The sequence below is a fragment of the Pedobacter frigiditerrae genome (genome assembly GCF_004331645.1).
GTDB lineage: Bacteria > Bacteroidota > Bacteroidia > Sphingobacteriales > Sphingobacteriaceae > Pedobacter > Pedobacter frigiditerrae.
Genome location: NZ_SJSK01000003.1, coordinates 1 through 22,830 on the forward strand (window position 1 = coordinate 1; position 22,830 = coordinate 22,830).

At 35.6% G+C, this 22,830-nt stretch carries 14 protein-coding genes; 7 read left to right on the forward strand and 7 right to left on the reverse strand.

Annotated elements, in window-relative coordinates:
• From EZ428_RS24105 to EZ428_RS11930, 6 genes are all read right to left on the reverse strand, one after another.
• A partial coding sequence (locus EZ428_RS24105; protein WP_449415928.1) for a hypothetical protein occupies positions 1-192 on the reverse strand: 192 nt, incomplete at its 3' end.
• 676 nt (positions 193-868) lie between these two features.
• Positions 869-2,038 carry an alpha-hydroxy acid oxidase gene (locus EZ428_RS11910; RefSeq protein ID WP_131553402.1) on the reverse strand — a complete coding sequence of 390 codons (1,170 nt, stop codon included), beginning with the start codon at positions 2,036-2,038 and terminating at the stop codon, positions 869-871.
• A 217-nt stretch (positions 2,039-2,255) separates the two neighbouring features.
• Positions 2,256-3,077 carry an amidohydrolase family protein gene (locus tag EZ428_RS11915; protein ID WP_131553403.1) on the reverse strand — a complete coding sequence of 274 codons (822 nt, stop codon included), beginning with the start codon at positions 3,075-3,077 and terminating at the stop codon, positions 2,256-2,258.
• The gene (locus tag EZ428_RS11920) at positions 3,078-3,407 is read right to left on the reverse strand and encodes an L-rhamnose mutarotase (protein ID WP_131553404.1); all 330 of its coding nucleotides are present in this window, start codon (positions 3,405-3,407) and stop codon (positions 3,078-3,080) included.
• Between the two features lie 63 nt (positions 3,408-3,470).
• Complete coding sequence (locus tag EZ428_RS11925; protein WP_131553405.1) at positions 3,471-4,319, reverse strand: fumarylacetoacetate hydrolase family protein; 849 nt, start codon at positions 4,317-4,319, stop codon at positions 3,471-3,473.
• Between the two features lie 20 nt (positions 4,320-4,339).
• The gene (locus tag EZ428_RS11930; RefSeq protein ID WP_131553406.1) at positions 4,340-5,104 is read right to left on the reverse strand and encodes an SDR family NAD(P)-dependent oxidoreductase; all 765 of its coding nucleotides are present in this window, start codon (positions 5,102-5,104) and stop codon (positions 4,340-4,342) included.
• A gap of 714 nt (positions 5,105-5,818) precedes the next feature.
• On the opposite strand from EZ428_RS11930, the gene EZ428_RS11935 reads away from it, so the two are divergent.
• The 7 genes from EZ428_RS11935 (at position 5,819) to EZ428_RS11965 (ending at position 21,071) form a co-directional block, all read left to right on the forward strand.
• A complete protein-coding gene (locus EZ428_RS11935; RefSeq protein ID WP_131553407.1) occupies positions 5,819-8,569 on the forward strand; it encodes an alpha-d-galacturonidase in 2,751 nt (916 codons plus the stop codon).
• Positions 8,569-10,122, forward strand: a complete 1,554-nt coding sequence (locus EZ428_RS11940) for an MGH1-like glycoside hydrolase domain-containing protein (RefSeq protein WP_225871046.1) — start codon at positions 8,569-8,571, stop codon at positions 10,120-10,122. The genes EZ428_RS11935 and EZ428_RS11940 overlap by 1 nt, the downstream gene beginning before the upstream one ends.
• 99 nt (positions 10,123-10,221) lie before the next feature.
• Entirely contained in the window at positions 10,222-11,799 is a 1,578-nt protein-coding gene (locus EZ428_RS11945) for a glycoside hydrolase family 28 protein (protein ID WP_225871047.1), read from the forward strand.
• Complete coding sequence (locus tag EZ428_RS11950; protein ID WP_131553410.1) at positions 11,799-14,621, forward strand: glycoside hydrolase family 95 protein; 2,823 nt, start codon at positions 11,799-11,801, stop codon at positions 14,619-14,621. The genes EZ428_RS11945 and EZ428_RS11950 overlap by 1 nt, the downstream gene beginning before the upstream one ends.
• On the forward strand, positions 14,618-18,262 hold the full coding sequence (locus EZ428_RS11955; protein WP_131553411.1) for a malectin domain-containing carbohydrate-binding protein: 3,645 nt from the start codon (positions 14,618-14,620) through the stop codon (positions 18,260-18,262). Before EZ428_RS11950 ends, EZ428_RS11955 begins: the two co-directional genes overlap by 4 nt.
• A gap of 273 nt (positions 18,263-18,535) precedes the next feature.
• Positions 18,536-20,038, forward strand: a complete 1,503-nt coding sequence (locus EZ428_RS11960) for a sodium:solute symporter (RefSeq protein WP_225871048.1) — start codon at positions 18,536-18,538, stop codon at positions 20,036-20,038.
• Positions 20,039-20,138: 100 nt separating this feature from the next.
• Positions 20,139-21,071, forward strand: a complete 933-nt coding sequence (locus tag EZ428_RS11965; RefSeq protein WP_131553413.1) for a dihydrodipicolinate synthase family protein — start codon at positions 20,139-20,141, stop codon at positions 21,069-21,071.
• A gap of 853 nt (positions 21,072-21,924) precedes the next feature.
• On the opposite strand, the gene EZ428_RS11970 is transcribed toward EZ428_RS11965, so the two are convergent.
• Complete coding sequence (locus tag EZ428_RS11970; protein WP_131553414.1) at positions 21,925-22,794, reverse strand: AraC family transcriptional regulator; 870 nt, start codon at positions 22,792-22,794, stop codon at positions 21,925-21,927.
• Between the last annotated feature and the right edge of the window lie 36 nt (positions 22,795-22,830).

The following is a 22,830-nucleotide window of genomic DNA, read 5'->3' on the forward strand; positions in this document are numbered from 1 at the left end:
CACATACCTGGTCTGAACGCCCCTCATTGTCATCCTATCCACCCATGCCACAAGATCCATGAAGCCCCTGGCGTGATTGGAAAATGTCTTGTGGGCGTATATATCTACGCCCGTGTCATGGCTCATTCGCCCAATGGACACCACCAGTTCTTTTTTGGCCACGTCAATGCCCACCGCCTGTTTTACCGTCATAGTCTTTGAGTTTTAATTGAACCCAAGTGAGTGACCTTCCCTCGTCTTTTCTCCTGCTGGATATCCTGGCTATAACGTTGAACGATATGCCTTACATTCTGTTCAGAYTCTAAAAGGTAAAAAAGAGTGAGGCAATATCTTCGGACGAACATACCCGTGGGTTGTTTAGAAGTCGGTCAGCTCTCACTCTTCTTCACTTAAGTATCATACCTAATATATTCCTTTTATTAGATGATAACAAACATAGGAGAAGTCGGGACAGGCTACGGGAATGACGGAGGAGGGGATTTTACCGAAGGACTATCCGGTAGAATTTTAAAGGTAAAGCAGTTTTCTTTTCCATTTAAGCGGTAGTCCCGCTATCCGTTTCAACAAAAATTCTTTTAGAATTTCGGTTTCTCTGCTATCGCCTGCCTGCCGGTAGCCAGGGGTTTGTTTTGCGCAGGTTTGTGCTACTATTAGGGGTTTGTGCCTAGCAGATGCCAAGAACTGCCAGCTTTGTTAAATAAACCTGATTGAAGCGATAGGTCTTGAGCTGAAAGCGAAAAGACTAAAGCTGAAAGCAGGACTGCATATGCGATAAAAAGCTGACACTCTTTTTCTAAACAAAAAAAGCCTTAACAATTATGCTAAGGCTTTTTATGCTTGGTGAGACACCCAACCAAGGAATTCTATTTTATGGATTTAATAAGCGCTCAGGAAACTGAGAAATATTCTCAATTGTTAACTGCTGCATGATTTGATATAAATGCGTTTTAAACATGTTGATGGTGTGTTCTCCGCCTTCGTTGCCTAATGCGCCAACTCCATACATGAAAGGTCTACCCATAAAGTTAAATTCAGAACCAACTGCGTGTGCCCTTGCTAAATCAACTCCAGAGCGAATACCTCCGTCTAGCATTATTTTTAGTTTAGACTTATAAGCTGGATTGCTAGCTAATTTAATCAGTGAATTAATTGAAGATTCACCTGCATCAATTTGTCTCCCACCGTGATTAGATACAATAACACCATCTACACCGATTTGTATAGCTGCTTGCATATCTTCATCTGTTGCAATTCCTTTTAGTACTAATGGACCTTTCCAAATATCACGGATTGCTTGAACCTTTTCAATGTCTACCTTGCCAGTAAAAGTTTTGTTCATGAATTGCCCCAACTGCGACATATCTAAACCTTTTTCCATGTAAGGTTTTAAGGTTGCAAAAGATGGAATGCCGTGCTGCAAGGTTTTAATGCCCCATAACGGACGAGCAAAAGCTTGCAATATATTGTTAATCGACATTTTAGGTGGTATAGATAATCCGCTTTTGATTTCCTTATATCTTAATCCAAATGCAGGTACATCTACTAAAACAACTAAAACTGGGCATTCAACTGCTTTCAAGCGATTTAAAATATCATCCCTTAAACTGTTTTCTGTAGGATGATATAATTGAAACCATGCTTTTCCCTCAGATACTTCAGCAATTCGCTCAATGCTACTTGTAGAAACGGTACTTAAGGTGTAAGGGATATCGTGTTTAGCGGCTGCTTTAGCTAAAATTTCTGGCGCATTTGGCCACATTAAACCTTGTAAACCAATAGGAGATACGCCAAACGGAGCGCTGTATTTACGTCCGAATAATTCTACAGACATATCTATTTCTCCACCAACACGTAGATAGTTAGGTTTTAGAAGAATATTATCGAAATCACTTTCGTTACGTGCTAGATTAAGTCCCTCGTTACAACCGCCTTCTAAATAATCGAAAGCGAATTTGGGAATTCTAGATTTTGCTTTACGTCTTAAATCTGCTACTGATGGGTATTGTGAATGATAAGGGAAAGTGATTTTTTTACTCATTTTTATTTGGTTGTCTTTTTCAGACCTAATTTTAAAAAGGGAAAACTAATGTTTTATATTTTATTTTCCATCCTGCTCTATTCTGCTTTTCAGTTTGCGTCACCCTGAATTTTTCAGGAGCTTTTATTGATTTTTTCCTTCAAGAGAGCTTCGCTGTTTATTTCAGCATCTGGCTTGAAGGAAAGACCCTGAAATAAATTAAGAGTGACGACCTAATTTATATATTGTAAAACCGTTTTGCATTGCCTGAAAAAACTTTCATTTTTTTATCATCAGTAAATTGCGAAACATATTTTTTAACCAAATTAAACCAATGTGTATAAGGTCGGCTCACTAAAACAACAGGCCAATCGCTTCCATACATTATTCTATTGGTTCCGAAGTGTTTAAATATCACATCAAAACAATTAAAAATCTCAGTTTCTGTCCAATTATACCAATCGGCTTCTGTTAGTAAGCCTGAGATTTTACAATATACATTTGGGTTCTGAGCTAAAGCTTTAATGTTTTCATCCCAAGCTTTTAAGTCTTGAGTTTTTACATCTGGTTTACCACAATGGTCTAAAACTAAAAGTTGGTTAGGTAATTTATCTACTAGTTTATTGATGGCATTTAACTGCGTATGGTAACACAACAAATCATAACTATAACCAAATTCATTTAAGGTTTTTACACCTTTTGCAAATTTGTCATCCAAAATAAAGTCATCTTGCTCTGCCTGCAAAACGTGTCGCCAACCTTTAATTAGTGGAAACTGTTTCCAATGATTTAACCTTTCGGCCAAGTTGTCGGCTTTTAAGTCTGTCCAACCAACAATGCCTTTAATAATTGAGTGATGTTTAGCTAAATCAAGTAAAAATTCCGTTTCAGTTTCACTTTGGTTAGCTTGTACGGCAACACAACCAGTTATTCCTACTTCACTATAAGTTTTTAAAATATCTTTTGGCATAAAATCATTTCTGATCATGCCCATTTCTTCAGTTACCCAATTATCTCTAATTGGGTCAAAATTCCAAAAATGAACGTGACTATCAATCATTTACAACTCAAATATTTGGTCCATCATTACCCATTTCTCTCCTGCTTTTGCCCAAGGTAATGCTTGCTGAAAATTCCACATCAATTTTTCCCATTCTTGTACTTTTGAGTTTGCCAAATCGGCTTTCCTTTTTTGTTCGAAAGTAAAATCATCATCGACTTCCATGATCATGAAAAGTCGATTCTCCAATAAATAGATTTCCAAGTTTATAACCCCGACATCTTTTAAACTATCCTTCACTTCTGGCCAAACAGAACGGTGGTACTGCTTGTAAGTTTCAATTAATTTTTTGTCTTCTTTAAGGTCGAGGGTAAAACAGTATCTATCCATGATTTAATTTTTGATTTACGATTTTAGATTGGCTCGTTAAAATACAAAAAAATAATTAAAAGTTTATTGATACGCTTTTACGTTTTGCTTACTACTTCCCAAGTCATCAATTCCAAGCTCAACAACATCGCCAGGTTTTAAATACCAAGGTGTAGGTTTCTGACCTAATCCAACTCCAGCTGGTGTTCCTGTTGTAATCACATCTCCTGGCAATAAAGTCATGAACTGACTGATGTAAGAAATCATAAAAGGAACATTGAAAATCAAGTTGCTTGTATTTCCATTTTGCAATGTTTTTCCATTCACGGTTAACCAAAGGCGAAGATTATGCACATCTGCAATTTCATCAGGTGTTGCAATAAATGGCCCGATAGGGGCGAAAGTATCTGCACTTTTACCTTTTACCCATTGTCCGTTTCTTTCTAATTGAAATTCACGTTCGCTATAATCGTTGTGTAAAACATATCCAGCAATGTGGTCGTAAGCATCAGCCTCTGAAACATATTTAGCTTTTTTACCAATCACAATTGCTAATTCAACTTCCCAATCAGTTTTTACACTGTTTTTAGGGATTTCTAAATCATCATTCGGGCCAACAATAGCAGTAGTTGCCTTAAAAAATAAAATAGGTTCAGTTGGAATTGGTGCATTTGTTTCTGCTGCATGGTCCTTGTAGTTTAAACCAACGCAAATTATTTTAGAAGGGCGAGCTAAAGCAGCACCTAATCTTACGCTTTTATCAACCTCTGGTAAATCGGCAGTTTTTATTGCCTCAGCTAGTTTTGTAATGGCATCACCAGCGAAAAAGTTTTCGTCATAATCACTTACTAAACTAGATACATCATAATATTTCTCGTCTATAATTACTCCTGGTTTTTCAGCTCCAGCTTCGCCAAATCTTATTAATTTCATTCTGTAAAATTTTGTATAATTTAATTATTTAAAGTCGTAAATCCACCATCAATTGGGTAATCGCATCCAGTAATGAAGGCTGCTTCATCGCTACAAAGAAATAAGGCTAAAGCACCAACTTCTTCAGGTTTACCCATTCTGCCAATTGGTTGTGATTTTGATAATTTTTCGAACATTTCAGGGATATTATCAGGATAATTTTTCTGCAAAAATCCATCAACAAAAGGTGTGTGAACCCTTGCTGGCGAAATTGAATTACATCTGATGTTTTCATTGATGTAATCTTTTGCTATACTCATTGTCATTGCTTTTACAGCCCCTTTTGCCGCGCTATAGGCAAAACGGTCTGGCAAGCCTATTAGCGCAGCTATCGATGCCATATTGATAATCACACCTCCACCAGCTAAACGAAGTTGAGGAATAACAGCGTGTAAACAATTGTAAACACCTTTTACATTTACATTCATCACCCTGTCAAAATCAATTTCTGATGTGGTGTCTACTTTTCCTACGTGTGCAATACCTGCATTATTTATCAAGATGTCAATTTTTCCAATTGTTTTAAAGGCATCAACAACCGCTTGGTGATTAGCTACATCACAAGCATAACTGAAAGCTTTTCCACCATCATTTTTAATTTCTGCTAGCGAAGCCGAAGCCTGTTCAATACCCAATTCTATAATGTGCACTTCAGCACCTTGTTTAGCTAATATAGTTGCAATTGCTTTTCCAATTCCACTTCCACCTCCGGTAACAACCGCTTTTTTTCCTTGTAATGAAAACATATTTATATTTAGTTTTTAATATTCTAAAATCAATAAGGTCTAAGGATTTGGGCGTTTTAATCCCGAAGTTTCGGGACTATATCCCTGATGAAAAATCGGGGGATGCCGCTTCTATCGTTAATGCTTGCAAATCTTTAAAACCTGTATATTCGAAAGATATATTTAGTAGCAAAACTAGCTAATAAATTATATCTGGCTATAACTTATCCAAGTTTACAAATAAAACAGTAAAAGGATATTTATAATTGTATTTTATTGCCTAAGTATCATGTTATATTGGCATATTTATTAAAGGGTATAAGTTGAGATTTATCATGGCTTTTTTGGGTGAAATAATTATTTATGTAATAGGTAGATTATTATTAGCAAATCTTGGAAAATGGGTTAAACAGATTTTTTGTTTTCTTCTTGGGTTAAAATATCAACCTAAGAAAATGAAACGTTATGATTTATTCGATGTTGAAGATTATAGCAACTGTTTTGTCGGCGTTTTAACTATCATCGTAATTGTCGGAATAATTAATCTAATCTTTAATTAAAGTTTTTCTGAAATTGCAAAATCCAAATGCTAATATGCTACATTAACTTGCAGAAATATTACATTAAACAAAATATTGATTTACTTATATTTGAATGTTGTTTTTATATTTAAACAATATTGTTGAACCAAATATAGTTTAAACTTATAAAGTTTAAGCGCTTGAACCAAATTGAATGAGAAATTTTCTAATCTCCTTTTCCCTTTTATTTTTAGCTCCAATAATTTCTGAAGCAGCAAAACTGCCTAAAGAATCTAAAACTATTTATATTTCTTCACAAAGTGGACAGAGAGTGCTTTTTGGTGTTGAACGTTTGATTGTTACCTTAGAAAAATCAGGTTATGATGTAACATTAACTGTAATTAATTATAGGGAAAAGTTTCTTAAGCATAAAAATGCTATTGTTGTTGGGACATTTAATGAAAAAATATTTGGTGAATTATTTCCTATTTCTCTGAAAAACAAATCGTTAAAAGCAGGTAAAGAAGGTTTTTTAACTTCGTATGATAAAGATGGTACATTATATATTATAGGCGCAGATAACTCTGGAACTTTATATGGTTGCGTAGATTTAAGTGAGAAAATTGCATCTGGCGGAAAAATACCAGCTCAATTGGCTATAACGGACCACCCACAAATGGTATTGAGGGGCACTTGTATAGGTTTGCAAAAGCCAGATTATTTACCGGGAAGAGATGTTTACGAATATCCATACACTCCGGAAAGTTTTCCTTGGTTTTACGATAAAGCTTTATGGACAAAGTATTTAGATATGATGGTTGATAATCGTTTCAACTCATTGTATTTATGGAATGGTCACCCTTTTTCTTCGTTAGTGAAGTTAAAAGATTACCCTTATGCTCTAGAAGTTGATGAAGCGACCTTTAAAAAGAATGAGGAAATGTTTCGTTTTTTAACTGCAGAAGCGGATAAAAGAGGGATTTGGGTAATTCAGATGTTTTATAACATCATCATTCCAAAACCTTTTGCAGAAAAACATAACTTAAAAACTCAAGATAGAAATCGCCCCATCATTCCATTAATTGCCGATTATACACAGAAATCCATTGCTGCATTTGTTCAGAAATATCCTAATGTAGGTATAATGGTGGCTTTAGGAGAAGCAATGGAAGGTGTTGGACAGGATGATATTGATTGGTTTACTAAAACCATAATTCCAGGTGTTAAAGATGGTTTAAAAGCAGCTGGAATTAAAGAAGAGCCTCCAATCGTTTTACGTGCCCACGATACAGATGCGCCAGCGGTGATGAAAGCTGCTTTACCAATTTACAAGAACTTATATACTGAGAATAAATTCAATGGAGAAGCTTTAACCACTTATGGGCCAAGAGGTGCTTGGGCAGAGTTAAATAGAACCTTGAGCAGGATTGGTACAATGAATATTTCTAACGTACACATTCTAGCTAATTTGGAACCTTTTAGATATGGTTCGGCAGATTTCATCCAGAAATCGGTACAGGCAATGGATAAAATTTATGGGGCAAAAGGCTTGCATTTATACCCTCAATCTGGTTACTGGGATTGGCCTTTTACAGCGGATAAAATTACCCAAAGACAATTACAAGTTGATAGAGACTGGATTTGGTACAAAGAATGGGCAAGATATGCTTGGAATGCTAATCGAAATAGAAACGATGAAATCAATTATTGGGGTAATCAGTTAGCCCATAAATATGGTGCAAACCTAAGTGCTGGAAAAGCAATTTTGAATGCTTATGAAGAAGCCGGAGAGATTTCCCCTAAATTATTGAGGCGTTATGGTATCACCGATGGTAACCGTCAGACTTTAACCTTAGGGATGTTAATGACACAATTGATTAATCCTTTCCGTTATGGTTTATTTACTTTAATGTACGAATCTGAAGCGCCAGAAGGAGAAATGATTATCGAGTACGCTGAGAAAGAATGGAATAAACAACCACATATTGGAGAAACTCCAGTTCAAATTGCAAAAGAAGTTGTAGAACACGGGAAAAAAGCATTGGTCTCAATTAATCAGGCATCAACTGCTGTTACAAAAGATAAAGAAGAATTTAGAAGGCTTAAAAATGACATGTATTGTTATGATGCAATGGCAAATTTTTATGCAGAAAAGGTTAAAAGTGCCTTATGGGTTTTAAGGTTTAAATATTCTAACAAAGTTGAGGATTTGGAAAAAGCTTTACCATCTCTACAAAAGAGTGTGGATTACTATGCTCAATTGGTAAAATTGACTGAAAATGACTATTTGTATGCGAACAGTATGCAAACCAAACAACGCAAAATTCCAATGCGTGGCGTTGATAAAACGTTCATCACTTGGAAAGAAATGTTACCGGTTTACACCAAAGAGTTAAACCATTTCAAAAAAAGTATTGATTCCTTAAAAGCGATTAAACCAGGGCCTGTTGTGCCAATCGTAGCTTTCCAAAATGCTGATGTGCAATTACTTTCTAGCAATCCTACTTATATAATCAATAAATCTGCCGTTGTATTTTCTGACACTACTTCTCAAATAAAAGAGGTTACTGAAAAGTTAATTGGCCTAAAAGGAATTCAGTTTTCTATAAAGCAACAAATAACTACCGGAACAGAAATTAAGTTTACTACAAAAACTCCTGTTAAGTTGTTGATTGGTTTCTTTAATGAGAAAAATCCTAAATATTCTCCTGCACCACAACTAGAAATAGATGCTAGTGCCAATAATTATGGTCAATCTGAAATCAAGATTTCTAACGGAATGATTGTAAATGGGTTTCCGCCAGTAAATATTCACGCTTATTCATTTGCAGCTGGTACACATACTTTAAATTTAAGTAAAGGTGCTTGTTTGGTTTTAGGCTTTATTGACGATAAACAAGAATTAAGAATTTTTAATGCAGGTCTCGATGGTCGTGGAAGAGACATAGATTGGCTATTTGAATAATGAGTAAAAGAAAAAAAATATCATCAACGCTGTTGTTGCTTTTGATAACAGTAACAAGCTATGCGCAACAAAAGCAATTGTTAAGCACGGCTGAATTGAAAAAGTATGTTACTTACTTTAATAAAATTGATACAGAAGCGGTTAAAAATTTTGTGCCTAATGCTCAAGCATTTGATTGGTTATCAGTAAATGTGCCTTTGTTAGATTGTCCAGATCCAATAATTGAGCAAAATTATTACTACCGTTGGTGGACATTTAGAAAACATTTGGTTAAAACGCCAGAAGGTTTCATTTTCACAGAATTTATTGAACCTGTAAAACACGCTGGAAAATACAATTCCATCAGCTGTGCTTTAGGTCACCATATTTATGAGGGTAGGTGGTTGAAAAACAATACTTATTTAAAAGAATACATCAATTTTTGGTTGTATAAAGCAGATGTTGGTCAAACAAAACAACGTTTTCATCAATTTAGCAGTTGGGTAGATGATGCCGTTTATCAAAATTATTTGGTAAAACCTGATGTTGGATTTTTGAAAGGCATTCTTCCTGCTTTGGATGCAGATTACACCAAATGGGAAACAGAAAGGCAGGTTAAAAATGGTTTGTTTTGGCAACACGATGTAAAAGATGGAATGGAAGAATCTGTAAGTGGTTCGAGAAAAGACCAAAATAATCGTCCAACCATTAACAGTTACATGTATGCTAATGCAAAGGCCTTGGTCAATATTTCAACTTTGTTGAAGGATGAGACTTTAAAACAAAAGTACCAAGCTAAACAAGCCATATTGAAAAAGCTAGTTCAAGATAGTTTGTGGGATGCATCTACTTCTTTCTTTAAAACCAGAAATGCCAAAGGCGGATTAGCAAAAGCCAGAGAGGCAATTGGTTTTATTCCTTGGGACTTTAATTTGCCTGATGATAATGCAGATTATGCTAAAGCTTGGGACCAACTATTAGATACAGCTGGTTTTAAATCACCCTGGGGATTAACAACTGCCGAAAGAAGGGAACCAACATTTAGAACTCGCGGTACAGGACATAGTTGCGAATGGGATGGCGCTTTATGGCCATTTGCAACTTCGCAGACTTTAAAAGGATTATCGAACCTATTGGTTAATTATAAAAACCATGGTAAAATGACGCCAAAGGTTTTTTATAATGAGTTGCAATTATATGCTAAATCGCATACCAAAAATGGCAAACCATACATTGGTGAATATCAGGATGAGAAAAATGGCGAATGGTTAAAAGGCGATAATCCGAGGAGTAGTTTTTACAACCACTCTACTTTTGCTGATTTAGTAATTAATGATTTAATAGGTTTTAAACCTCGTGAAGATAATATTTTAGAAGTTTATCCCTTAATTCCGAAAGGGCAATGGGATTGGTTCATGTTGGATAGAATTTCATATCACGATAAAACCATTACCTTACTTTGGGATAAAACAGGTAAGAAATACAATAAAGGAAAAGGATTTCAGATTTATGTAAATGGTAAATTACTCTATAAAACTGATGATTTGAAACCTGTTAAAGTTGCAATGAAATAAACGACTTTTGTCATTCTGAGCATCACGAAGAATCTCTTAATAAGAATTTATCTCAGAGATCCTTCCTTCGTCAGGATGACAAAACGTAAAAAGAAAAAAATGAAATATACCTTAAGATCTCTAATTGTTCTTCTAATAACATGCTTCAGCATATCCGCAAATGCGCAAAACTATTATAATGTGCTCAGTTACGGCGCAAAAAACGATAGCAGCAAACTCGCAACAACGGCTATCAAAAATGCTATTGATGCAGCGGTAAAAAAAGGTGGTGGTACAATTTATTTTCCAGCAGGTAAATATTTAACGGGTCCAATTCATTTAAAAAGCAACATTACCATCCTAATTGATGCAGGAGCTGAATTGCATTTTAGTGATGATTTTGACCAATATTTACCAATGGTAAAAAGCAGATATGAAGGTGTGGATGTAACTAGCTTTTCGCCACTTTTTTATGCTTATAAAGTAGAAAATATCGCTATAAAAGGAAGAGGCCTTATTGATGGTCACGGTAAAAAATGGTGGGATTTTGTTGAGGGTTACAAAGAAGGGCAAGCTCGTTCTAAATGGCAACTGAAATTTGATGAACTAAACAAGGATATTCTTTTACCAGATGACCCCAAACAAATGAAGCGTGGATTTTTACGTCCACCTTTTATTCAGTTTATGTATAGTAAAAACATTCTGATAGAAGGTATTACTATTCGTAATTCGCCATTTTGGACGGTTAACCCGGAGTTCTGTGAAAATGTAAAAGTGCATGCAGTTACTATTTTTAATCCTCATAAAAATGCGCCAAATACGGATGGTATTAATCCAGAATCTTGTAAAAATGTGCACATTTCAGATTGCCACATTAGCGTAGGAGATGATTGTATTACCATTAAATCTGGTAAGGATGGGCCAGGTAGAAAAATGGCAACTCCAGCAGAAAATCATACAATTACAAACTGTACCATGTTATCTGGTCACGGAGGTGTGGTAATTGGCAGCGAAATGAGTGGTGATGTGAGGAAAATCACCATTTCTAATTGTGTTTTTGATGGTACTGACAGAGGTATCAGAATTAAATCTGCTAGGGGAAGAGGTGGGATAGTGGAGGAGATTAGAGTAAGCAATATTGTAATGAAAAACATTAGGGAACAAGCTATCGTTTTAGATTTACAATATGCAAAAACAACAGTTGAGCCTGTTTCTGAACGTACACCAAGATTTAGAAATATCCATTTTAGTAATATAACTGGACAAGTAAATCAGGCTGCTTATTTAAATGGATTGGAAGAAATGCCAATTGAAAACATCACATTTAGCGATATTAATTTAGATGCAAAATCTGGTTTCAACATTTCTAATTCAAATAGAATTGAATTCCATAATGTGCAAATCAATACAGAAATTGGTGCTGGGGTAATTGCTTCTAAAGTGAATTTTTTAACCTTAGATAACGTAAAAAGTTATACGCCATTAGCTAATTCACCAATTTTAGATTTGAGAAATGTGAATGATGCTTTTATTTATAATGCTAACCCATTTGTAGGAACAACTACTTATTTACGTTTAAGTGGTGCAGAAACAAAGAATATCAGCATAGGCAATAACAATTTTAGAAATGCCAAAACCTCTGTCAAAAAAGAGGCTGAGGTTAAGGAAGAAATAACTATAATTTCTGGAGATAAATAATGAAATTTTCATTCAAGTATATTTTTACTTTACTGTTTTTGCTTGTGGGCTTAAACAACATTGCATTCGCTCAAACAGACCATCACCTTTGGTACAATAAACCTGCAGAAAAATGGACTGATGCTTTGCCAATTGGTAATGGAAGAATAGGGGCAATGATTTTTGCAGGTGTTACTCAAGATCATATCCAATTTAATGAAGAAACTTTATGGTCTGGTAAACCTAGAAATTACAATAAAAAAGGAGCATCAAAATACCTTGCAGAAATTAGAAGACTACTATTTGAAGGTAAACAAAAAGAAGCGGAGGCCTTAGCGGGAGCTGAATTTATGGGCTTAAGAAGTGAAGCTGGAGATAAGGCAAAATGGGTGTCAGAAATGAAAGCTGGAAAAGGAATTACAGGAAATCCAGCTTTAGGGAATTACGATGATAAACTTTGGAAAACGCTACAAGTTCCATCTTATGAAGGTTGGGAAACAGTCGGCTTAAACAATGTAGATGGTGCTGTTTGGTTCAGAACTACTTTTGATGTGCCTGCAAATTGGGCAGGAAAAGATTTGGTGTTAGATTTAAACAGAATTCGCGACCAAGATTTCACCTATATCAATGGTCAATTGGTTGGTAATACCGACAACCTAGAACCTAGAAATTATACCATTCCAGCAAAGCTGATAAAAACTGGGAAAAATACCATCGCCATACAGGTTCTAAACTATTACGATAAAGGTGGAATTGCAGGTTACAAAGACACAAAAAGATATATCGGGATTTATCCTGTTGGTTCTACTATTGAAAATGGAGTTTCACTGATTAAAAAATGGAAGTATAAAATTCAAAATGAAGAACCGCCTGCAACTCCTCAATACCAAGCTAGTTATCAGCCATTTGGCGATTTAAATTTGTATTTCAAAAATGTTAAATCAGCGGTTTCAAACTATAAGAGAACACTTGATTTAACAACAGCAATCTCAACCACAACCTATACTTTAAACAAAGTAGATTACAAAAGGGAATACTTTGCCAGTCAGCCAAATCAAGCGGTTGTCATTCATTTATCCGCCAGTAAACCTAAATCTATCAGTTTTGATGCAGGTTTGTCTAGTCCACATTTAAATTCAATAGTAAAGGTTGTAAATAACAATACCATCTCTATTTCAGTACAAGTTAAGGATGGGGCACTAAGAGGAGAAAGTCGTTTAGCTGCTGAAGTTAAAAATGGTACACTAAAAGTTGTGAATCAGAAAATCAGTATCATCAATGCTGATGAAGTGACTTTATACTTAACAGCAGGAACTAATTTTGTAAATGCCGATGATGTCTCGGGTAATCCCGAATTGTTTAACTCAGTTCGTGAAATTGGGTTGTTAGGGTCTCCTTTTGAGTCCATTAAACAAGCTCACATCCAAGAATATCAAACCTATTACAAGACTTTCGATGTTAATTTTGGAACATCTGAAAATGCAAAACTACCAACTGATGAGCGTTTAGTAAAGTTCGCAAAAGCTAATGACCCTGCATTTATGGCCTTGTATATGCAATATGGCAGGTATTTGCTAATCTCAAGCTCTAGACCAGGCGGACAACCAGCAAACTTGCAAGGTATTTGGAACGATTTATTATCTCCACCATGGGGAAGTAAATACACCACCAACATTAATTTAGAAATGAATTATTGGCCAACGGAGATGTTAAACTTAACTGCTTTAAACGAGCCTTTGTTTAGTAAAATAAAAGCTTTATCAGTTAAAGGAACTGAAACAGCAATGGAATATTACCATGCAAAAGGTTGGGTTTTACATCATAATACAGATTTGTGGAATGGTACGGCGCCAATTAATGCTTCAAACCACGGTATATGGGTAACAGGTGCTGCTTGGTTAAGTCAGCATTTGTGGGAACATTATTTGTTTACTGGAGATAAAAAATTCTTAAAGGAAGAAGCTTATCCAGTAATGAAAAGGTCGGCCCAATTTTTTGAGGATTTCTTAATAAAAGACCCAAAAACAGGTTGGTTAATTAGTACGCCATCTAATTCTCCAGAAAATGGTGGTTTAGTAGCAGGGCCAACAATGGATCATCAGATTATTAGAACATTGTTTAACAATTGCATCTCCGCTTCTGAAAATTTAGGTGTTGATGATGCTTTTAGTAAGTCATTACAAACAAAGGTGAAACAAATTGCACCTAACCAAATTGGAAAATATGGGCAATTGCAAGAGTGGTTAACAGACAAGGATGATACAACAAATAAACACCGTCACGTTTCTCACTTATGGGGCGTTTACCCTGGTGATGATGTAACTTGGGATAAAGATGCAAAGATGATGGAAGCGGCCAAACAATCGCTTTTATATCGTGGAGATGATGCTACAGGTTGGAGTTTAGCTTGGAAAATTAATTATTGGGCCAGATTTAAAGATGGTAATCACGCCATGACTTTGGTTAAAATGTTGTTGAAACCAGCTGGTGAAGGAGTTTCTGGTTCTTATGTTAATCTTTTTGATGCACATCCGCCATTTCAAATAGATGGGAATTTTGGTGGTGCTGCTGGCATAGCCGAAATGATTGTGCAAAGTCACCAAGGTTATATTGAATTATTGCCTGCTTTACCAGATGCCATTCCGTTTGGAGAAATTAAAGGCCTTTGTGCCAGAGGCGGATTTGAATTGAAAATAAAATGGAATAACGGAAAACTTGAAAATGTTGAGGTTAAATCTAAGGTTGGAGGAACTTGTAAGCTTCGTTATAAAAATCAAGCCATAAGCATTGTCACAAAAGTGGGGGGAGTTTATAAGTTGAATGGAGATTTGAAAACTTTATGAAAGTTGCATTAAATAGTTTTCTCACAGAAAAACGTGGAGTTCTTTCGAAAAAGGATTTTTTTTTCTCGCAGAAAAATCGCAGATGTCAAAAGACGAAGATTTTCGCTAAGCCAAGTCGGTTCTTCTCTGCTTGTTTAACTATTGTTTTCCTTATCTCGATTCCAAAAGCTTTTGCCCAAAATATTCGTAAAGATATTTTGCTCAATTCAAATTGGTCAAGCATCGCTGATGAAAAAAATAGCAATGCTTATAATGGATTTGAAAATAGTAATTACAAATTAGCCAGTTGGAAAACAGTAAATGTTCCTCACAATTGGGACCAATACGAAGGTTACCAAAGAAAGCTACATGGCAATAAACACGGTTATGCTTGGTACAGAAAAAGCTTTAAAACAAATGAAATTAACCCGATGGCTATCGGGTCAGGGAAACGATTTTTTCTTTATTTTGAAGGAGTAGGCTCTTATGCCACAGTTTGGTTAAATGGTAAAAAGGTTGGTTATCATGCAGGTGGAAGAACAACTTTCACACTTGATGTGACATCGGTTATCAAACTCAATAACCAAGATAATTTATTGGCGGTTCGAGCAGATCATCCTGCAAATATTCAAGATTTACCTTGGGTAGATGGTGGTTGCTCAACAGAAAGAGGTTTTTCTGAAGGCTCGCAGCCAATGGGCATTTTTAGACCAGTGCACCTCATTGTTACCAACGAAGTTAGGATTGAACCGTTTGGTGTTCACATATGGAATGATGACCAGATTTCAGAAAAATCTGCCGTGCTAAATTTTGAAACCACAGTAAAAAACTACGGAGCTAGTACCAAAAGCATTACAATCAGTAACCAGTTGGTAGATGCGGCTGGTAAAATTTTAGCTTCATTAAACAGAGTTGAAAAGATTGCTGGCAATAAAGAATTAGTTATAAATCAGCAATCAAATAAACTGATTAACCCCAAATTATGGTCGATAGAAAATCCGTATTTGTATACGATTAAAACTAAGATTATTGAAAGTGGAAAGGTTGTAGACGAATTAAATACGCCTTATGGCATAAGATGGATCAGTTGGCCAATTGGCGATAAAGCAAATCAGAAAGTATTTTTATTGAATGGAAAGCCAGTTTTCATAAACGGCATTGCAGAATATGAACATTTAATTGGTCAGAGTCACGCTTTTAGTAACGAGCAAATTCGTTCTAGAGTGATGCAAATTAAATCTGCTGGTTTTAATGCTTTCCGCGATGCGCACCAACCACATAACTTGCTTTACCAAACCTACTGGGATAAATTAGGTGTTTTAAGTTGGACGCAAATGGCTGCACACATTTGGTACGATACACCTGAATTTAGAAATAACTTTAAATCATTATTAACAGACTGGGTTAAAGAAAGAAGAAACAGTCCATCGGTTGTTTTATGGGGCTTAGAAAATGAAAGCACATTGCCCGAAGATTTTGCAAAAGAATGCACAGAACTGATTAGAAAATTAGACCCAACGGCATCATCACAACGTAAAGTAACTACTTGTAATGGTGGTAAAGGAACCGATTGGGATGTGCCTCAAAACTGGACTGGAACTTACGGGGGTAATCCTTTAACCTATGGCGATGATTTGCAAAAACAGGTTTTGGTGGGTGAATACGGTGCGTGGAGAACTTTAGATTTACATTCAGCAGACGCGCAGATTAAAAGCCCAACGCATACCGAAAATTACATGACCGAGCTAATGGAAATCAAGGTTCGACTAGCAGAAAGTGTAAAGGATAAAACGGCAGGGCATTACTTCTGGCTGTATAGCTCTCATGATAACCCTGGTAGGGTACAAGGTGGTGAAGGTTTAAGAGATTTAGATAGAGTTGGTCCGGTAAATTACAAGGGAATGTACACACCTTGGGAAGAACCAACTGATGTTTATTATATGTTCAGGGCTAATTATGCGCCAAAACAAACTGAACCAATGGCTTACATTGTTTCCCATACTTGGCCAAATCGTTGGTCAACTCCTGGCATAAAAGACAGTATTACGGTTTACTCAAATTGCGATGAAGTAGAACTTTTTAATGATGTAAATCAGCAATCGTTAGGTAAAAGGACAAGAAAAGGAATTGGAAGCCATTTTCAATGGGACGAGCCAAATATCCAATATAATGTGCTTTATGCTGTAGGTTATGTAAATGGAAAGGCTGTTGCAAAGGATTATATCGTGTTAAACAACTTGCCAAAAGCACCAAATTTTAAGAGTTTAGTAAGTAATACAAACATTGCCGAACCTACAAAAGGATATCATTATTTATATCGCTTAAATGCTGGCGGACCAAGTTATACTGACCAATTTGGGAAAGTTTGGTCTACAGATCAACAAGCTAACTCCAAAATTGGTGCTTATGGTTCAACATCTTGGACGGCCAACTTCCCAGGTGTTCCATCTTTTTTTGCTAGTCAGCGACGAACGTTTGACCCTATCAAAGGAACATCAGATTGGAAATTATTTCAAACCTTTAGGTATGGGAGAGACCAGCTGAAATTTCAATTCCCAATTCCTGCAGATGGAGAATATTTAGTGGAATTGTATTTTATTGAACCTTGGTTGGGCGTTGGAGGCGGAATGGATGCAAAAGGAATGCGTTTATTTGATGTAGCGATCAATGATAAAACGGTTATTAAAGATTTAGATATTTGGGTAGAAGTTGGAGCCAATAAAGTGCTAAAAAAGACGGTTAAGGTATTTTCCAAAGCAGGGCAATTAGTTGTTTCTTTTCCACAAGTTAAGGTCGGGCAAGCTTTAATTTCAGCTATCGCTGTAGCAACAACAAATGAAAAGATAAAAATTAGTCCACAAGATAATTCAATTATCGAATACGCAAATGATATTGAAAAATCAACCTGGTTAGATATTGGTGATAAACAATACAGTGATGAATTTATCGAATTTACCTCACTGCCATCTAATTTATTTGGCGCAGAGTATGTAAAAACATCAAATAAAACTAGTAAAGCCATATCATTTAAGCTTACGGCAGCGGCTGATGTTTTTGTAATTGCTGATGAAAAAGCAAAGCTAGATTGGTTAGTTGATTACGAGGATGCCAAATCCATGGTAATTAACAGCACAGGTGCAAAGTTCAATGTATTTCGTAAAAGGTTTGCCATAGATGATGAAATTAAACTTGGTCAAAAAGCTTCGAATACTCAAATGTATTCAGTTGCAGTTGTGCCTCCAACTAATTTAGAGCCAGCCTACGATTTAAAATCGGTAACAACTTATAAAGCAACTGATGCCACATTAAAAGGAGAGGGCTTAGTTAGGGAAAATTTGATGGGTAAGCCTAGAGTTGTTTTTAAAGCTAATGAAGGCAATGTTTTAGAATGGAAAATAAACACCGGTGTTGCTGATATTTACTCAATAACGATTAAATACCATAATCCATTTGATTTCAATCTTAAAGCAAAGCTTGAATTTTTATCAGCTGACGGCACATTGATGAAAACTGAATTGGTAGAATTTACACCAACAAAAGAAGGTAAGTGGAATTATTTAAACACCAATACTCGGAGTATGATTAATGCAGGAAGTTATTTGGTGAGAATTACTTCAACAGAAACTAAAGGTTTGTATGTTGATGCGCTAGATGTTCAATAATAAGAGCCCGTCACCCTGAATTTATTTCAGGGTCTTCATTGCAAATTAGATGCTGAAATAAATTCAGCATGACGAATTTTTAACTTGAAATGTTTAATAGACATCTTGTACTAAATTCCAACAAGATAACATACTACAATACATAGGTAAAATTAGATATTAAAACTGCTACTTATGCAGTGATATTTGTTTTAACCAATTATAAACGAACAACCAGAAATGAAGGGTCTCCCGATTCTAGATTTAGCAATAATCGTAATTTATCTTATAGGGATGATTTTGGTTGGCGTTTATTTTTCGAGAAAGAATAAAAATTCAGAACAGTTTACAAAAGCTTCTGGACTTATCCCTGGATGGGCGATAGGATTATCAATTTATGCAACGTTTTTAAGCAGTAATACTTTTTTGGGCGTGCCCGGAAAAGCATTCGGAACAAACTGGAATGCCTTTGTTTTTAGCATTTCAATGCCCTTAGCAGCTTGGATTGCCTCAAAATACTTTGTTCCGTTTTACAGAAGTACTGGAGAAATATCAGCCTATACCCATCTAGAAAATAGGTTTGGGCCTTGGGCTAGAGCTTATGCGGTAATCTGTTTCCTGTTAACGCAATTGGCAAGAATGGGCTCTATATTTTTTGGAATTGCTTTGAGTTTGCAAGCCTTAACAGGATATTCAATGCAAATGATAATGATTGTGATGGGAATTTGCATTATAATCTATACAGTAATGGGAGGCATTGAAGCCGTAATTTGGACTGAAGTTGTACAGGCGGTAGTAAAAACTTTTGGAGCGTTATTAATCCTATATCTTATCATTACAAATGTGCCTGGTGGCGTAGCAAAGGTGATAGAAATAGGCAAGGCCGACCATAAGTTTAGCTTAGGTAGTTTTTCTCCGGATTTTGTCAGTTCCTCATTTTGGGTGGTTTTGCTTTATGGTTTTTTTATCAATCTCAATAACTTCGGGATGGATCAAAACTATATCCAGCGTTACCATACGGCATCATCAAGTAAGGCAGCATCTAAGTCAATTTGGCTATGCGTTTGGTTATATGTACCGGCTTCGTTGTTGTTTTTTGTGATAGGTTCGGCTTTATATGCCTATTATCAAGTTAATCCAGATTTAATTTTAGCCATTAAACATCAGGTTGCAGTAGAAAGATTGCCGTTAAATGCTTCGGCGGCTGAAATATTGAAGGTGCAAAACGCATTGGTCCCAGCAGATTATGGAGATAAAATTATGCCTCATTTCATGGTTAACAAAATTCCCATCGGATTAGTTGGCCTAATTGTTTCGGCTATTTTATCTGCTGCAATGAGTACCATTAGCTCTGGAATGAATTCTTCTGCAACAGTATTTACAGTTGATATTTATAAAAGATATTTTAAAAAGGACATCAGCGAAAAGCAAAATTTATCTGTTTTACATATCGCAACAGTTGTTTTTGGATTGTTAGGGATGATAGCAGGGATTGCAATGATAGGTGTGAAAAGCATTTTAGATGTGTGGTGGGAGTTATCAGGGATTTTTGCAGCAGGGATGTTAGGTTTATTCTTGCTTGGAATTGTTAGTAGACAGACGAAAAATCACGAAGCAATTACTGCAACAATGATAGGGATAGCAGTCATCATCTGGATGACTTTCTCTCACTTGCTTCCACCAGAGTTTGAAACCTTTAGAAATCCTTTGCATAAAAATATGATTATTGTGGTTGGCACTTTAACCATTTTCTTAACAGGAATAATTTTAACTAGAATAAAGAAAAAGAGCGCTTAGTATTAAGTGGAGCGCTGATTATATAACAAATCAACAATTTGTGCCTTAACGGTTAATCGTTATACACGCTTATCCAAAGACACCAAACATAAAACAGAGAATGGAAAACTCACAAAAAGGATTCATACCGGTAATGCTTACACCTTTTTCGAGCAACGGTAGTATTGATTATGTATCGCTTACACAACTAACTGAAGTTTATTTACAAGCTGGTGCAGCTGGTTTGTTTGCCAATTGTTTGTCGAGCGAAATGTTCGAGTTAACTGATGTAGAAAGAATTCAAGCCATCAAACACGTTATAAATGTTGTAGGTGGAGAAGTACCTGTTATAGCAACTGGAACATTTGGCGGAGCCATTAGCAAACAAGCAGATTTTGTGAAGAGTGTTAACGATACCGGGGTAGAAGCTGTAATTGCAATTACCAGTTTGTTAGCAAATGAAAATGATAGCGATGATATTTTTAATGCCAATGTTTTTGATTTATTAGCGCAGACAGATAATATCCCATTAGGTTTTTATGAATGTCCAGTTCCATATAAAAGAGTTTTAAAGCCTAGTCAATTGCAGCAATTTGTGGCAACTGATAGGGTAATTTATCATAAAGACACCAGTTTAGACCTTAATCAAATCAAAGAAAAATTATCACTTACCCAAGGTCATCAATTTGGCTTGTATGATGCCTATATGGTTCATGCTGTAGCGTCTTTAAAAGCTGGCTCAGCAGGTTTGTCTTGCATACAAGGTAATTACTTCCCTGAATTGATTGTGTGGCTCTGTGACCATTATAATAATGAAAGCTTGGTTGAGGAGGTAAATGTTGTACAACAATTTATCATTGATAATATGGATGTCATGCACAATGTTTATCCAATTGTATCAAAATATTTCCTTCAAAAAAGAGGCTTAAATATCTCAACCTATACCAGAAGAGAAGTGGGTTTGTTTACCCCGCAAGTTATTAAAGAAGTAGAAAGCCTGTTTACTGATTATACCGCATTGTTAAATGACTTTAACATTAAAGTGATTATATAAGGATCTTTTGAATGGTGAGATTTTCGCATTGTTGATTTCAGTTAAAAATGCAACCATTTAAGATGATCTCAATTCTTGATAACTTGTTTATTCAGGTGCCTAATTCACTGTAAACTTATTTTAGATCGTTTGGTACATTGATAGGCCCATCAATAAAATCTAGATAAATTTTTCTGTAAGTAGCTAAGGGAAAACTTCCGTTCAAAAGCTAGTTTAAGTCACGTATGTCCTATACAAAACCGCGATTGTAGGCTTCCTGTAGGCAAAACCCTATCGAAATCGCCCTAATTACCAGTTGTATAGGTGTTTTTTAGGCTTTTTATCGAAGCAGTACCCTAGTTGGTGCCTATCAGGTACCTAGCAGATGCGTAGTTGTTGTAGGTCGTGTCAAGAGGAGAGTTGGATTGCGATAAGGGAGATGTAGGCAGCAATAAAGAGTGGAGATGTTGGCTGAGAGAGATAAGGTTTTTGTTTAGTGTGTAAATTTAGCAACAACTAAGCTTTAGCTTTCCCTTAGTTTAAGTGTACTGGTTGTGGTTCTATCTTACGTTCATCCTTCGTTAATCTTACGTTCATCCTTCGTCTTTATAGGCTCTGTACATTAGCTTTGATGGCTTAGGGTTAGGCAGAGTAATGATGTGTTTTTACAAACATATTGTTCTTGATTGTAAGTGATTAAACCAATATAAAGAAGTTTGTAGCATTGATCAGGTTAATACTTGCTTAAGTTAGAATTAGCTTTTACAAAAAAAATAAATGAATCTGAGTGATTAAAGGAAACAGATTTATCCTCGATGAAAAATCTCTTTCGAAATGACGGCGAAAGGGAATTAGTTATGTAGAATGAACAAATTTATTCGTTCAAATACTTCCTCTTATAGTCCAACGGCGTCATTCCGGTAACCTTTTTAAAGTGTCTGTAAAAATTAGAAACGTTATTGAAGCCACAATTAAAACAAATCATTTCTGTGGGTAATTTGTTTTCAATCAAAAACCTACAAGCATGACTTACCCTAATTTCAATTAAAAAATCATAGTAGGTTTTTTTGGTCATCAATTTAAAATAACGACAGAAAGAAGTAATACTCAAATTGCTTAAGGAGGCAACTTCTTCTAGGCTAATGTCCTTTTTATAGTTAGAAAGTGTGTAAGTGCAGATTTTATTAATTCTCAGCGTTTCTGATTCATTAGATTGGTAGAAGGTGTTTTTGCTAGTAATTAATTCAAACTCGTCTGTTTCAGCTAAAGTTTTTAAGATAGTTAGCAAAATAATGATGCGCTCTAAGTTGGTGGCGTGAATGGCGTCTCCCATCAGCTTTGCTAGTTTTTCCTTAGCCTTACCATGAATGATCAATCCACTTTTAGCTTTTTCAAATAACTTAGGGATAAGGTAAGCCTCAGGTAAGTTCAACAGATGTTTACCTAAACAATCTGGTAAAAAATGGATTACCATTGCCTCAACTTTAAGGTCTGGATTATTCTGAAAATATTCCTCTTTGCAACGCCAGGTATGTGGCAAATTTTCGCCCAATAATACCATCTCATCAGACACAAAATTGCTAATGTTGTCACCTATAAATCGAACACCCTCACCCTTCATGTTATAGTGTAATTCTAACTCCGGATGGTAGTGCCAAATATTGCCAAAATCTGGCTTGATGTCATGACGAATACTGAACGAACTTTGTAAAGTAATTGGGACTTTGTGAAAATGAGGTTTCATCTTAAAAAATAAATATTTGGTTTTTTAAGCGTTTCT